The following is a 14067-nucleotide window of genomic DNA, read 5'->3' as shown; positions in this document are numbered from 1 at the left end:
ATGACTGATCGCATAAGTCATGCCCCAGCGCTTCTGCTAGGCTTCGCGACTCATTGCGGAGGAGTAACGATGAGCCTGAACGACAGCTGGATGCAACGCGACCTTGCCGTACTCTGGCATCCCTGCACCCAGATGAAAGATCACGAGCAGCTGCCGCTGATTCCGATCCGCCGCGGCGAAGGCGTCTGGCTGGAGGATTTCGACGGCAAGCGATACCTGGACGCGGTCAGTTCCTGGTGGGTCAACGTCTTCGGCCATGCCAATCCGCGCATCAATCAGCGCATCAAGGATCAGGTCGACCAACTCGAGCACGTGATGCTGGCCGGCTTCAGTCATCAGCCGGTGGTGGAGCTGTCGGAGCGCCTGGTCGCCCTGACACCGGCCGGACTGGACCGCGTCTTCTATACCGACAACGGTTCGACCGGTATCGAAGTGGCGCTGAAGATGAGCTTTCACTACTGGCGCAACAGCGGACGTGGCCAGAAGCAGCGCTTCGTCACCCTGACCAACAGCTATCACGGGGAAACCGTCGCCGCGATGTCGGTGGGTGATGTCGCCCTCTTCACCGACACCTACAAGCCGCTGCTGCTGGACACCTTCAAGGTTCCGAGCCCGGACTGCTACCTGCGACCCGAGGGGGTGAGCTGGGAAGAGCATTCGCGGCAGATGTTCGCGCACATGGAACAGACCCTTGCCGAGCACTACCAGGACATCGCCGCGGTCATCGTCGAACCGCTGATTCAGGGCGCCGGCGGCATGCGCATGTACCACCCGATATATCTGAAGCTGCTGCGCGAGGCCTGCGACCGCTACGAAGTGCACCTCATCCACGACGAGATCGCGGTCGGCTTCGGCCGCACCGGCAGCATGTTCGCCTGCGAGCAGGCTGGCATCACGCCAGACTTCCTCTGCCTGTCCAAAGCCTTGACCGGCGGCTATCTGCCGATGGCCGCAGTGCTCACCACCGACCGGATGTACCGGGCGTTCTACGACGACTATTCGACGCTGCGCGCCTTCCTCCATTCGCACACCTACACCGGCAACCCGCTGGCCTGCGCCGCGGCACTGGCGACGCTGGATATCTTCGCCGAAGACAACGTGATCGAAGCAAACAAGGCGCTGGCCGCGCGCATGGCCAGCGCCACCGCACACCTGGTCGAGCATCCGCACGTGGCCGAGGTCCGCCAGACCGGCATGGCGCTGGCTATCGAGATGGTTCAGGACAAGGCCAGCCGCACGGCCTATCCCTGGCAGGAGCGTCGCGGCCTGAAGGTCTATCAGCACGCGATGGAGCGCGGCGCGCTGTTGCGCCCGCTCGGCAGTGTGGTGTATTTCCTGCCGCCCTATTGCATCACCGAGGAACAGATCGACTTTCTCGCGGCAGTCGCCACCGAGGGAATCGACATCGCCACCCGAGATGCCTCCGGGGGATCGGTCCCGGTCGGTCCATACCCAGGCTTCAGAGACCCGGGTTGATGTGGAGCATCGGCAGCCTGCGAGCCAGGCTGCCGATGCTTTAGACTTGCCGCTTCCAACTCGCCGCCTGCAGCTGCCTCCATGCGCCTATCCCGTTTTTTCATCGACGCCCCCCTTTCCCTTGGCCAGCACCCACTGCCTGACGCATCGGCCCACTACATCAGCAGGGTGCTGCGGCTTTCGGCCGGCAGCGCGGTTCAGCTGTTCGATGGCAGCGGCAGTGAATTTCGCGGCGAACTGCTGGAAGTCGGCAAGAAGTCCGTCACCGTCGAACTGCACGAACGCCTGACGGGGATGCCAGAGTCACCTCTACAGATCCACCTCGGGCAGGGTCTTTCCCGCGGCGAACGGATGGATTGGGCCATTCAGAAGGCCACCGAGCTAGGCGTAACGCAGATCACGCCCATCGTCAGCGAGCGTTGCGAAGTGCGCCTCAACGATGAGCGTGCCGACAAACGTCTGGCCCATTGGCGGCAGATCGCGATCAGCGCCTGCGAGCAATGCGGCCGGTCGGTACTGCCGGTCATCCACCCGCCAATCAGCCTGCGTGACTGGTTGCCTGTCGAGGCAGACCTGAAGCTCGTGCTGCATCCAGTGGCCGCGCCGCTGACGAGCCATGCCAGACCGCAGACACTGGCTTTCCTGATCGGTCCGGAAGGAGGCTTGAGTGAGAGCGAAGTCGAACAGGCGGCCAATCAAGGGTTTCAGCCTGCTCGACTCGGCCCGCGAGTGCTGCGCACCGAGACCGCTCCGGTGGTGGCGCTGAGCGTGGCACAGCAGCTCTGGGGCGATTTCTGACGACGTACCGGGTGGCGGCCTCGATCAGATCAGGCCAGCATCGGCGAGCTTCTGCTCCAGACCGATCAGATCGGGGATTCGCGGCTGCACGTCGCCAAGGTTGACCGCATCCAGTTCGAGCGGGGCAAGCGTGACATCCGCGCGCGCGAGGCTGGCGTCGACCTTGATCGAGTGCGGGATGCCCTGCACCAGCAGCGCGATGAACTTGACGTGGTCGCGCCCACCAACCGCGTTGAGCACGGCAACCCGCGCCGAACTGCCAACCGGTTGTGCCTGGCCGCTGGACGCGGCCTCGAACGACAGCAGTGGTAGGCTCAGGTCACGCCACTGCACCTGCCCGAGAAACCATGCGGGCATGCCCTGCACCGCTTGCGGAGCGCGATAGGGAATCAGCTCGGCGACGGCCACGTTGGGCACCAGCAATACGCGATCGGCGAGCGGCATCAGCAGCCCGGTGAGGCTTTCCGCCTCCGGAGAAACGACCATTTGACTCATGAGTTATCCCGTTGAAAAGACGTGGCGGGCGTACCGACCTGGCTGACCAGATGATTGACCAAGGCTTGCGCCAGCTCGCGAGGGTCACCGCTGTAGGAGCTGTAGCCACCTTCGCGAAGATTGTCCGGCATACTTGAGCAGGCGCAGGAGTCGGCGCGCTGCGTCCAGACCCTGCCACCCTGACGCAGCACATATGCGGCCGCCGCACTGCCGTCGCTTCCCATGCCACTGAAGGCAATGACACCGCAACGCTGGCCGAACTGCTGGGCCAGGTTCAGCATCATCTGGTCGATCGACGGGCTATACGGTTCAGGCCAGCAACGACCGTTCAGGCGGGTGCTGCCATCGGACTCGAACCCGAGTTCCTCTCCGATCGGCGCGATGATCACTTCTCCGCAGCGCACCGGCTGGCCAGGGCGCACCTGTTGAACTTGCCACTGACTATGTCGGCCAACGGCCTGGGACAACGCGGACTCGAAGCTGGCTTCGATATGCTGGGCATAGATGAAACCGACTGGCAGGCCGCCAGGCAGCGCGTCCAGGAAGGCCTTCACGGCTTCCGGCCCACCGAGCGAAGCCGCCAGCAGCCATACCTGGGTCGCCGCTTCACCGGCATGCAGCGCGCTATCAGCCAGCAGCGGCGGTAGCGTCAGGCGCTCGGGGCGTTGTCCTTCACCCTGCAGTACGTCCAGACGCGGCCCGACTGCCCGTGATGGGTCACCGATCAGGCGCTTCAGCTTGCTGAACAGGCTGCGCTCCCAACGTGGGTAGAACTCCGAATGCCGCTCCGGCGCATGCCCCTCACCGAACAGCACCCGCGTGGTGTCGCGCTCAAGCAACGCATCCACAAGAGGCGAATCTTCGGTCTGCGCCAGATCGACCAGCCAGAGATCGGCCTCGGTGCTATCCAGGTCTGCCGGCTCGAGGCGCGCCGGGTCATTGTTCAATACCACCTGATAGCCACTGCCGGTCAAAGCCTGCTGCAGCACGTGACGCTGCAGAGAGGTGTCGGCGAGTACCGCAATGCGGGCGCAGAGAACGTCAGACATCGGCGTGAACCAAGCGCTGAATGGCCTCGAGCAACACCGATTCCTGATAGGGCTTGCCAAGGTATTCGTTAACGCCGATGGTCAGCGCGCGATCACGGTGCTTCTCGCCGGTACGCGAGGTGATCATGATGATCGGCAGATCCTTCAAACGCTCGTCGTGGCGAACCAGCGTGGCCACCTCGAAGCCGTCCATGCGCGGCATCTCGATATCCAGCAGCATGATGTCCGGCTTGCGCTCCTGCAGCTGAGTGATGGCATCCACCCCGTCCTTGGCGGTCAGAACGTTCATGCCATTGCGCTCCAGCAGACGACTGGTGACTTTGCGCACGGTGACCGAATCGTCAACCACCATGACCAGCGTCGGCCGTTCGGTTTCGACCTCGACCGGCTCCTGCACCTGATCGATAAGGCGCGGCTGTTGCAGCTGAATGAGCTGGTGCGCATGGAGCACACGGATGGTCGCCAGCAGGTCCAGAATCACCACGACCCGGCCATCGCCGAGGATGGTCGCGCCGGAAATGCCATGTACGCCGGCGAACTGCAGCCCGAGGCTCTTCACCACGATTTCACGAGAACCGGCGAGGCTGTCGACCTGTACCGCAACGCTGTGTTCTTTCGAGCGCACCAGGATCACCGGCAGCGGCAGGCTCTGTCCCACCAGCTTGGGCTTCTGGCCGTTGTTCAAGAGATCGCCAAGATAACGCAGCTCGTAAGCCTGACCGGCATATTCGAAGCGCGGCGCATCCGGCTGGTAATAAGCTTCCAGCTCGTATGGCGAGACACGCACGATACCTTCGATGGTATTCAGCGGGATCGCATACAGATCCTCACCGGAATAAACCATCAGCGCGCGGTTCACCGACACTGTGAACGGCAGGCGAATCAGGAAGCGCGTGCCCTGACCGAGCGTCGACTCGATGCTCATCGACCCGCCGAGCTGCTTCACTTCCGAGTGCACCACGTCCATGCCCACGCCGCGTCCGGAGATCTGCGTGACGCGCTCCGCGGTGGAGAACCCAGCTTCGAGGATGAACTGCAGGATTTCATGCTCGGACAGGTCGCTATCGGCGGACATCAGCCCGCGTTCGATAGCCTTGCGCCGCACCGCGTCCAGATTGATGCCACCACCGTCGTCGGCCAGCGTCAGCACGATATCGCCACCCTCACGGGCCAGATCCAGGCGTATCACGCCCTGCTCGGGCTTGCCGGCAGCACGACGACGCTCGACCGGCTCGATACCGTGATCGACGGCGTTGCGCAGCATGTGCTCCAGCGGCGCAACGATTCGCTCAAGCACGCTGCGGTCCATCTCACCGGTGGCGTTGCCGACCATGAACTCGACCTGTTTGCCGAGCTCGCCAGCGACCTGCCGCACGATTCTGCGCAGGCGCGGCACCAGGCGCTCGAAAGGAACCATGCGGGTACGCATGAGGCCTTCCTGTAGCTCGGTATTGACCCGAGCCTGCTGCAGCAGCAGCGTTTCAGCGTCGCGATTACGCGCAGCCAGGGTTTCCTTAAGATCGAGCAAGTCGGACGCTGACTCGAACAGTGCGCGCGAAAGCTGTTGCAGCTGCGAATGGCGGTCCATTTCCAGCGGGTCGAAATCGTCATAGCCGGCGCGCTCGGCTTCAGCCTGGTAACGGCTGAGAATCTGCGCCTGGGTTTCGGTATCCAATCGGCGCAGCTGGTCGCGCACCCGCTCGATGGTCGCTTCCATCTCGCCAAGGGTGAAGCCGACGTCGCTGACCTGCTGCTCGACTCGACCGCGGAAGATCGATGTTTCGCCCGCCAGGTTGACCAGACCCTCCAGCAGTTCTGCGGGAACCTTGACCAGCTCCTGCGGTGCCCGCCGCGCAGCGGCTTCCTGAGCGGCCAGCTGTGCGCGTCGAATGAATGGCAGCACCTTCGCCGGGCTGGTACTCGGCTTCGGCAAGGTACTGGCCGCGACGATCGGTTGTTCCAGAGTCACCGGCTCGCGCGGCAACTCTGGCTCGAGCTCCGGCGACTCAGGTTGCGAAGCGTCGCTTCCGTCGCTCGCCAGGCCCGCCCGAAGCAGCTCGACATCCCTCAGCAGCGCGTCGTAGCCGTGCTGCACATCGAGAAACAGGCTATCCGGCCACGGGGCGCCCTGCTGCTGCGCCTCGCTCAACCGCTGCTCCAGATCGTGGGCCATGTTGCCCAGTGCGGTCTGCCCAGCCAGCCGCGCACCGCCTTTCAGCGTGTGCAGCACACGGAGCATGTCAGCCAACGGAGCGGCATCCTCGCGGCCGGCATCCCAGCGACCGAGCGCTGATTCCATTTCCTCCAGCAGGTCGTCAGCCTCCTCGACAAAGATGTCGAGAATTTCGGCTTCGGCAGACTGCTGCGCATCTTCCTGAGCGGCCTTCAGCGACACGCTGCTGGGAATGCTCAGTTGCTCATCGGGGTTGTTGCGAAAGTGGCGAATCGTCTCGATCAGCGCACCACCCGATGGCACCGGTTGGTGGGCCCGCACCGCCTCGAGCATTTCCGCCAGGCGGTCCTGGCAGGCCTGCAGAAGGCCGAACAATTCCGGGCTGGCCCGGTAGCTACCGGCGCACAGGCCTTCGTAAAGAAACTCGAGCTCGTGGGAGAGATCACCGATTTCACGGATATCAGCCATCCGGGCCCCGCCCTTGAGGGTATGCAGATCGCGCTGCAATGCCTCGAGTTCGAAGCTGTTGTCGACATCCGCCATCCAGCGTTGCAAACCACCCGCAGCACTCTCGATGAGGTCGAAACCCTCCTCGAGGAAGATCTCCACTAATTCGGGATCGCGCTCGACTGCGTCGTGCTCCTCGGCGGCCGGCACAGCTTCGAACGCTTCCGGCACCTCATCCAGCTCGGGAAGGCTGAGGTCGATCTCATCCAACTCTTCGCTGAACGGGATATCCGAAGCGCGGCTATCGTCCGCTGCAGTTTCGTTGTCGCCTTCATCCGCCTCGGCAGAAGTCTCATCGACCTCGAGCAGCGGCAAATCAAACGCATCGGCGCTCAGCGGCTCATCCAGCGATTGAGCAGAATCGTTCTCCGGTCGGATCAGGTCAGGACCCGCAGCCGCCTCGAGTAGGGAAGCATCAGTCGAATCAACGCCGTCGAATGCCGGCAGAGCCCCCTGACGGAAGGCTTTCATCGACTCGATGAGTGCATCAGCACTGCTCATCGGCATCTCGCCCTGCAGCTGCTCGAGCTGCAGCGCCAGATGATCGTGGCTACGCTGCAACAGCGCTGCAAGCGGGGCGGAATGGACGTAGCGACCGTCGGAGAGCCCCTCGTAAAGCGACTCCAGCTCATGGGCGAGGTCGCCGATCGGACGGATTGCTGCCATCCGGGCGCCGCCCTTGAGGGTGTGAAGGTCGCGCAGCAGAGCCGAGAGCGCCATCTGGTTGGCCGGATCAGCGAGCCAGCGATCAAGCGCATGGCCGGCGCTTTCCATCAGGTCGACGGCTTCGTCGAGAAAGATCTCAACCATTTCGTGATCGAGATCGTCCTGCGCCTCGTCTTGCGGGGCGTCTTCTTCGGGCCAGGCTTCGGCTTCGGCTTCGGCTTCGGCTTCGGCTTCGGCTTCGGCTTCGGCTTCGGCTTCGGCTTCGGCTGGCAATTCTGTCAGCGAAATCTCGCCAGGAGCAGCAACCGAAACTGGGTCGCCCGGCTGCTCCAGAACCAATGGGTCAATGGCTTCGGCGAGCAATGCTTCGAGCCGCGCCACCAACTCCGACTGCTCACTCACCTGCAGCGCGGCAGCTACCTGATCCATCATGCCGACCAGCGCTTCATGGCCCTGCTCGACGTCGTCGAAGAAGCGCTCGCTGACAGCCAGTCGCCCCTCCTCAACCACCGCGTACAAACGCAGCAGCACCTGGCACAACGCTTCCATCTGCGGCAGGTCGGCCATTTTCGCGCCCTGTCCGAGCGTGGTCAGCTCCTGCAGCAGAGCGGAGAGTTCCTGACGCTCGGCAGGATGCTCGCGCCAGCTGCGCAGCAAATCTTCGGCATCCAGCAGGATGTCCATGCCTTCAGAGAGGAACAGCGCGATCACGCTCGGATCGCGGGCCTCACCAGCATCGTTATGCTGGCGGGCGCCGGCTTCGACCAATCTGGCCTGATGCAGGGCGTGCACCTTGGCCAGGAACTCCGGGGCGCCTTCTATCGGCGCCAACGGTTCATGATCGAGATTGGCCAGCCCCTGGCGTAACAACAGCTCGGCCTCATGCAGCAGCTCGGCTTCGGCCAGATCCATCTGGATCAGGTTGGTCTTGAATTCCTTGACCATTTTCTCCAGAGGCGTTGCGATTTCCGCCACCGGCAGGATGCCGGCCATGTGCGCACTACCCTTGAGCGTGTGCAGGGCACGTTGCAGTGCATCGGTCACCGGCTGCGGCAGGCGCTGGGCGCAATCGGCGAGAAAGCTGACCAGCGTGGTCAGATGCGATTCGGCCTCGTTGCGAAAAATTTCCAGCAACTGGGGGTCCAGTGCGTCGTCATCGTCTTGCGGCGCCGCGGACGGGGCAGGCTCGTCCGCAATCGCAGCAGGCGTCTCAGCAGGCTGCGAAAGCACCACTGACTGCCCCTTGGCCAGGGCATGCGCTGCTGCCGCAAGGTGATCGACGTCATCACGCTGGCGCTGGGCCTTGGCTGCGAACTCATCGACGAGGGCCGGCATCAGCGCAACGACATCGCACACGACCTGCCTCACCGAGTCGGTCGGCTGGATGCTGCGATCGAGAACCCGATTGAGCAGGTTCTCGATGGACCACGCCAACTCGCCGATGACCAGTGCACGCACCATCCGCCCACTGCCCTTGAGCGTGTGGAATGCACGTCGCACTTCGCCCAGGGCATCCTTGTTGTCACTGTCGGCAAGCCAGAGTGGCAACTGCTCGCCAATCGCCTCCAGAACTTCTGCCGCTTCCTCGATGAAGACTTCCAGCAGGTCCTCGTCGACCGCTTCTTCGTCGGCAGGAGGTGGCAGGAGGCTAGGCGGTACATCCTGAGCAGGCGGGTTGATGGCTGCGACCGGCGCCGCCATGACTTCCTCAAGGCTGAGTACAGGCTCGACTTCCACCTGCAGGCTTTCAGGTTCGGAATAATCTGGCAGGCTCACTTCCGGAAGATCGAGCTCGGCGACCTGCGCATCGCTCCACTCGCCCAGGTCCGACTCATCTTCAAGTGAGTCTGGAGGCGTTTCGGGCGCCGGCATCTCTTCTGGCAGGTTGAAAATGATTTCTTCATCGCCGGACAGGTCTTCCAGCGTCCACTCGCTTTCCTCGGCCTCCGCCGCGATCTCCGCATCACGGCTCTCGAGTGGCGCTTGCGCCTCGCTTAAGAAATCAGGGTCCATCGGTGCCGGAGATTCTTCCTGGTCGACCGCAACGGAGTCGAACGCTTCCAGACTTGCGTCCGGCTCCTCAGGCAGCACTTCGATCTCGTCCAGCGGATCGGCGAATTCGTTCTCGAGCGCCGCGACCTTCATCGGTGCATTTGCATGTCCCAGCGAGTAGCCGAGGTTCTGCAGGCTTTCTTCGGCCACATCCAGAATCAGATCGCCCTGGGTGCCGCAATCCTCGGACAGTCGCTCGAGGTAATACTCGACGCTGGTGATCGCGTCAGCCAGGGTATCCAGGCTCTGCCAGTCCGGCACGGCCTGTCGCGCCAGAAGCTGATCCTGGATGTAGCCATTGCAGGCTTGCAGCAGGGACGCAGCACGCTCCAGGGGAATCATCGCCAGACCGCCGCGAACCTGAGTGAGCAGATCCGGCACCCGGGCCAGATGCTCGTGGTTCCATTGCGAGGCAATGAATTCGATGATTGCGTCCTTGGCCTGCTCCAGCCCGTTACGCGCTTCGCGAATGACCAACTGGTGAATCTGGGCAACATCGGTGGTCGGCAGGTGGCTTGCTTCGCTGCGCTCCTCCGCGGGACCGCCGACCATGCCGGCCAACGTAGCCTCGACATAGAGCAACGCACCGGCGATATCCATCAGGATGGCGTCGTCGGGCGCCTGCTGCCCCTGCGCTACGGACTGGACGAGGACGATCTGATCGAGAATGATCTTGCGCGGTTGAGCGAAGCCGAGCACTGCCAAGGTATCGGCGATCTGCTTGAGCGGGACCTCAAGGCTGGACAGCTCGGCAATGACCTTGCGATCGCTGCGCACGAACAGGTCCAGGCTGTCCTTTACCCGCACCAGCTCTTCACAAAGGGCAGCGACCACCGAGCGCATCGCGCCACGGTCGGGACCAGCCAGCTGAGCACGCTCCTGATCGACCACGGCGCTGTCCGGCAGCGCTTCGTCGAGACGGTAAAGCTGCTTTAACGCCTGGATACGGGGCGTCTGCCCCGGCGCCTTGGCGACGTAGAAGAGCAGGTTCTTGATCAGCTCATCGGGCGCAGCCTGATTTAGGCCATCAGCGCCTTCCTCGACCAACCGCTTGAGCTGCTTGTCTACCTGTCGCAACAAGGTGCGGACGGAGGTGCCGTTGCTCACGCCGCCACTGGCCAGACCTTCGACCATGCCCGAGGCGATCTGCCATAGCGCCGCCAGTGGCGCATCCTTGCAGAGCATTTCCAGGCGGGCGAATACCCGCGCCATGTAGCCGAGATTGGTCGGCAGGTCCTGGTTGCGAATCACCCCAACCAGCGCAACCTGCAGCATCTGACGCAGCTTGCGCAGCAGGGCCGGCAGCTCGTTCGTACGCAGTCGCTCGACCGACTCCTGGGAAAGCGCCGGCGTGCGTCCGGACAGGTCGGGTGAAAATAGGCTGGTTTCAGAAAGCAGCTTTTCACCGCGAGCGGCGCGCAGGTCGTTAAGCAGCGGCAGCACCACCATCGGCAGGTCGCGGCGCGCACTCTGAATGCGGTCCAGATAGGCAGGCAGCTGCAGGATGGCCTGCATCATCACCTCGAGCGCCTCGCCCTGATTGGCCACCCGCTCGTCGAGCAAGGCCCGCGCCAGCTGCTCCATTTCCTCGGCGAGCAATGCTGCGCCGAAGAACTCCACCATCTGCAGAGTGCCGTGGACCTGATGCACATAGGTCAGGCAAAAGCGCATCCGGGTCGAGTCCTGTGGGTTCTCGACGAACGCCTCCAGAGCCTGACGCGCCTGCTTAAGCGTCTCGGCAATCTCGCCTTTCACCCACTCCAGGGCGACATAATCGTGCCGATCACCCATAGCGACTCCGCTCATAAACTTTTCCGGGTAAAAGCCAGAACCTGATCGTTGGCCACCGGAAGCAATCCCGGATGCTGCCAGCCGACCACTTCACCTACACCGATCACCAACAATCCCCCCGGAGCCAGGCAATCTGCCAGGCGATTGAGGATTTCTCGGCGACGCCAGCGGCGGAAATAGATCAGCAGGTTCTGACAGAAAATAACGTCCATGCTGGAAACGGGCGAGTTCGCCAGTTCCAGCACATTGAGCCTTGCAAAGCACACACGTGCGGCCAGGCCGGGAATCACTTGAAAACGATCATCGGATAGCGACAGGAAATAACGCTCACGCAACGCCGGTTCGACCTGCTCCAGCTTGCGCGCGCTGTAGACCGCTGTTCGGGACTTGGCCAGCGCGCTCAGACTGATATCCGTACCGGTGACCCCGAAGCTGCCGTCGAATTCGCGTCCCGCCAGCACCTCGGCGGTGGCCATGGCTAGCGAGTACGTCTCTTCACCACTTGCGCAACCAACGCTCCACAGCGCCAGGGGTCGCTTGATCGACTCCTGCTCCAGACGCTGGCGCAAGTAGGTTTCGAGCAGATCAAAAGAAGCGGGATGACGGAAGAAACGTGTTTCCTGAACGGTCAGCCTGTCCATGAGGGTCGACCACTCGACAGCACCACGGGGGCCGGAGGTGACCTGCCGATAGTAGCTGGCATAGTCGGGAGCACCGACCTCGCGCATGCGAGCGCTCAGATTGGTCTGCAGGAAGCTGCGCCTGCGTTCGCTGACGACCATGCCGGAGCGCTCTTCGAGGAGCGTCTGCCAGTCATGGAATTCCGCCGGCGACATATCGGCCAAGGGCTCCAATGCCCAGTCAAACCTCGGCTGCATGCCCTGCCCCTCGCTCATGATCATCGGCGGCAGCCATCAGATGACTGCCGCACTGCTCAAGTCAGGCCTGATCCGGAGCATCCGGCAGGGTAAAGCCAGAAACGGAATGGCGCATCTCGTTGGCCATCTTGGCCAAATTACCGATGCTCTTGGCCGTAGCGGTGGTACCCGACGAGGTCTGCGAGGTGATCTCCTGGATCACGTTCATGGTGTTGGAGATGTGGCCGGCCGAAGAAGCCTGCTGGCGTGCCGCGTTGGAGATGTTCTGGATCAGCGCCGCAAGCGTCTTCGATACCTTCTCGATCTCTTCCAGTGCCACACCGGCGTCCTGCGCCAGACGCGCACCGCGCACCACTTCGGAGGTAGTCTGTTCCATCGAGATGACCGCCTCGTTGGTGTCGGTCTGAATGGTCTTTACCAGTGCCTCGATCTGCTTGGTCGCCGCGGAAGAGCGTTCAGCCAGGCGCTGTACTTCGTCCGCTACCACGGCGAAGCCGCGGCCTGCGTCGCCCGCCATGGATGCCTGGATCGCCGCGTTGAGTGCAAGGATGTTGGTCTGGTCGGCAATGTCGTTAATCAGGCTGACGATGTCACCGATCTCCTGGGACGACTCACCGAGACGCTTGATCCGCTTGGACGTGTCCTGGATCTGCTCGCGAATGTTGTCCATGCCGGTGATGGTGTTGTGCACCACCTCGTTGCCCTTGTTGGCAATGGCTACCGAACGTTCTGCTACCGCCGAGGATTCCGCGGCGTTGGCCGATACCTGGTCAATGGAAACCGCCATTTCGTTGATTGCAGCAGAAGCACCGGCAATTTCCTGGGCCTGGTGTTCGGAGGCCTCGGCGAGGTGCATTGCAGTCGCCTGGGTTTCCTGCGCAGCGCCCGATACCTGAACAGCGGTCTGGTTGATGGTGGCTACCAGTTCGCGCAGCTGGTCGATGGAGTAGTTGATCGAGTCGGCAATCGCACCGGTGAAGTCTTCGGTAACGGTCGCGGCCACCGTCAGGTCACCGTCTGCGAGGTCGCCGATTTCATCGAGCAGTCGCAGAATCGCAGCCTGGTTACGCTCGTTCTTCTCAGCGGTTTCGCTCAGGCGGCGGCGTGCTTCCTGAACCATTACCAGACCAATCAGGATGATCGAGGCCAGCGCAATGGCGCCCAGCACGTAACCGAGGATGGTGTTGAGGTAACGGGCATCGGCGCGGCTCTGCAGGCCTTGCGACAGCGCGGAGGTCTTGTCGAGCAGGGTCTGCGAAACCTCGAAGATGCTGTTCGCCGACTCGCGCACCTGGAACAGTTCAGGCGACGTTTCGAGAATTTCGTCCACCGATCCGGATACGAACTGGAAGAGCTCAGCGATCTCCGAGAGACGATCCAGCGCCTCTTCGTCGGCCACCGCAGTGATGCCCATGGCGACGTTGCCTTCGATCATCGCATTCAGGACTCGACCGAACAGACTGGCATCACGACCGAACATATCGGCCGCCTGTACCGAGTCCTGGTCACCGGACAGCACCTTGTTCACCGAACCGAGGATACGCTCGGCCAGCAGCGACTGGCGCTGGGCAACCGAAACCTGAGCTGCTGGCGCACCACTTTCCAGCAGGATGTCGACGACCTCCTCGTACTCGACCTGGAGCTGAGGAATGGTTTCGGCGAGGGTGCTGGCTACCTGGTGGAGCGACAGGACAGTCTGCTCACTGGCCAGGATGGCGTCGGTATCGCGACGCAGCGTGTTCCAGTCCTGCTCCACCGCGTTGACTTCATCGCGCAACGATTCGGGAACCGCCGGCAGACCGATGTCCTCGTTTCCTTGCGAGAGATAGGCCCAGCGCTGGTTGAACTCGTTCCGGGCCTGCTTCAGAGACGCGAACGCCTCCTGCGTGCCGGTCGCCGCTTCCACGGCATCCTTGGCGATCTGCTGGGACAGTACGCGCAGCTCTCCTGCGTGAGCGATGTATTCGTTATCGTGATCGGCCTGAGTGTTGACGTACGCGAAGTTCGCGAACAGCAGCACGATCGATACGATCAGCACGATAAACAAACCGGTGGTCAGCGTATTGCTGCGCACCCCGCTCAACAAAGCATTAGCATTCATTTTGATCATTATCCGGCCCCCGCCTGGACCCCCGTCGTTTCCATCCAAGAACCAAAAGGCCGACCTTGGTCGACCCACCTA

General features: G+C 62.6%; 7 protein-coding genes. 2 read left to right on the top strand and 5 right to left on the bottom strand.

What is annotated here, in order from left to right; translation table 11 throughout:
• Positions 1-69 precede the first annotated feature (69 nt).
• Positions 70-1476, top strand: coding sequence for an adenosylmethionine--8-amino-7-oxononanoate transaminase (locus LLJ08_RS01565; protein WP_228208029.1), 1407 nt, complete (start codon positions 70-72; stop codon positions 1474-1476).
• Between the two features lie 81 nt (positions 1477-1557).
• Positions 1558-2274: a 16S rRNA (uracil(1498)-N(3))-methyltransferase gene (locus LLJ08_RS01560; protein ID WP_023446064.1), complete on the top strand. Its 717-nt coding sequence runs from the start codon at positions 1558-1560 to the stop codon at positions 2272-2274.
• A 24-nt stretch (positions 2275-2298) separates the two neighbouring features.
• Here the strand turns inward: LLJ08_RS01560 and LLJ08_RS01555 are convergent, their stop codons facing one another.
• The 5 genes from LLJ08_RS01555 to LLJ08_RS01535 form a co-directional block, all read right to left on the bottom strand.
• Entirely contained in the window at positions 2299-2769 is a 471-nt protein-coding gene (locus LLJ08_RS01555; protein WP_031298038.1) for a chemotaxis protein CheW, read from the bottom strand.
• Positions 2766-3818 (bottom strand): chemotaxis protein CheB, encoded by a 1053-nt coding sequence (locus LLJ08_RS01550; protein WP_023446065.1) that lies wholly within the window; start codon positions 3816-3818, stop codon positions 2766-2768. The genes LLJ08_RS01555 and LLJ08_RS01550 overlap by 4 nt, the downstream gene beginning before the upstream one ends.
• Positions 3811-11007 carry an Hpt domain-containing protein gene (locus LLJ08_RS01545; protein ID WP_228208889.1) on the bottom strand — a complete coding sequence of 2399 codons (7197 nt, stop codon included), beginning with the start codon at positions 11005-11007 and terminating at the stop codon, positions 3811-3813. The genes LLJ08_RS01550 and LLJ08_RS01545 overlap by 8 nt, the downstream gene beginning before the upstream one ends.
• An 11-nt stretch (positions 11008-11018) precedes the next feature.
• A complete protein-coding gene (locus LLJ08_RS01540; RefSeq protein ID WP_101275430.1) occupies positions 11019-11885 on the bottom strand; it encodes a CheR family methyltransferase in 867 nt (288 codons plus the stop codon).
• A gap of 61 nt (positions 11886-11946) precedes the next feature.
• On the bottom strand, positions 11947-13995 hold the full coding sequence (locus tag LLJ08_RS01535; protein ID WP_014818753.1) for a methyl-accepting chemotaxis protein: 2049 nt from the start codon (positions 13993-13995) through the stop codon (positions 11947-11949).
• Between the last annotated feature and the right edge of the window lie 72 nt (positions 13996-14067).

The sequence above is a fragment of the Stutzerimonas chloritidismutans genome (genome assembly GCF_020783375.1).
Classification (GTDB): domain Bacteria; phylum Pseudomonadota; class Gammaproteobacteria; order Pseudomonadales; family Pseudomonadaceae; genus Stutzerimonas; species Stutzerimonas kunmingensis.
The sequence above is the reverse complement of the archived record's forward strand: the minus strand, read 5'-3'. Positions and strand labels throughout refer to the sequence as shown.

Bases quoted from the DNA above. Each gene is read 5' to 3' on its own strand.
- LLJ08_RS01565 (WP_228208029.1), top strand. From the start codon at position 70: ATGAGCCTGAACGACAGCTGGATGCAACGCGACCTTGCCGTACTCTGG.
- LLJ08_RS01560 (WP_023446064.1), top strand. From the start codon at position 1,558: ATGCGCCTATCCCGTTTTTTCATCGACGCCCCCCTTTCCCTTGGCCAG.
- LLJ08_RS01555 (WP_031298038.1), bottom strand. From the start codon at position 2,769: ATGAGTCAAATGGTCGTTTCTCCGGAGGCGGAAAGCCTCACCGGGCTG.
- LLJ08_RS01550 (WP_023446065.1), bottom strand. From the start codon at position 3,818: ATGTCTGACGTTCTCTGCGCCCGCATTGCGGTACTCGCCGACACCTCT.
- LLJ08_RS01545 (WP_228208889.1), bottom strand. From the start codon at position 11,007: ATGGGTGATCGGCACGATTATGTCGCCCTGGAGTGGGTGAAAGGCGAG.
- LLJ08_RS01540 (WP_101275430.1), bottom strand. From the start codon at position 11,885: ATGCAGCCGAGGTTTGACTGGGCATTGGAGCCCTTGGCCGATATGTCG.
- LLJ08_RS01535 (WP_014818753.1), bottom strand. From the start codon at position 13,995: ATGATCAAAATGAATGCTAATGCTTTGTTGAGCGGGGTGCGCAGCAAT.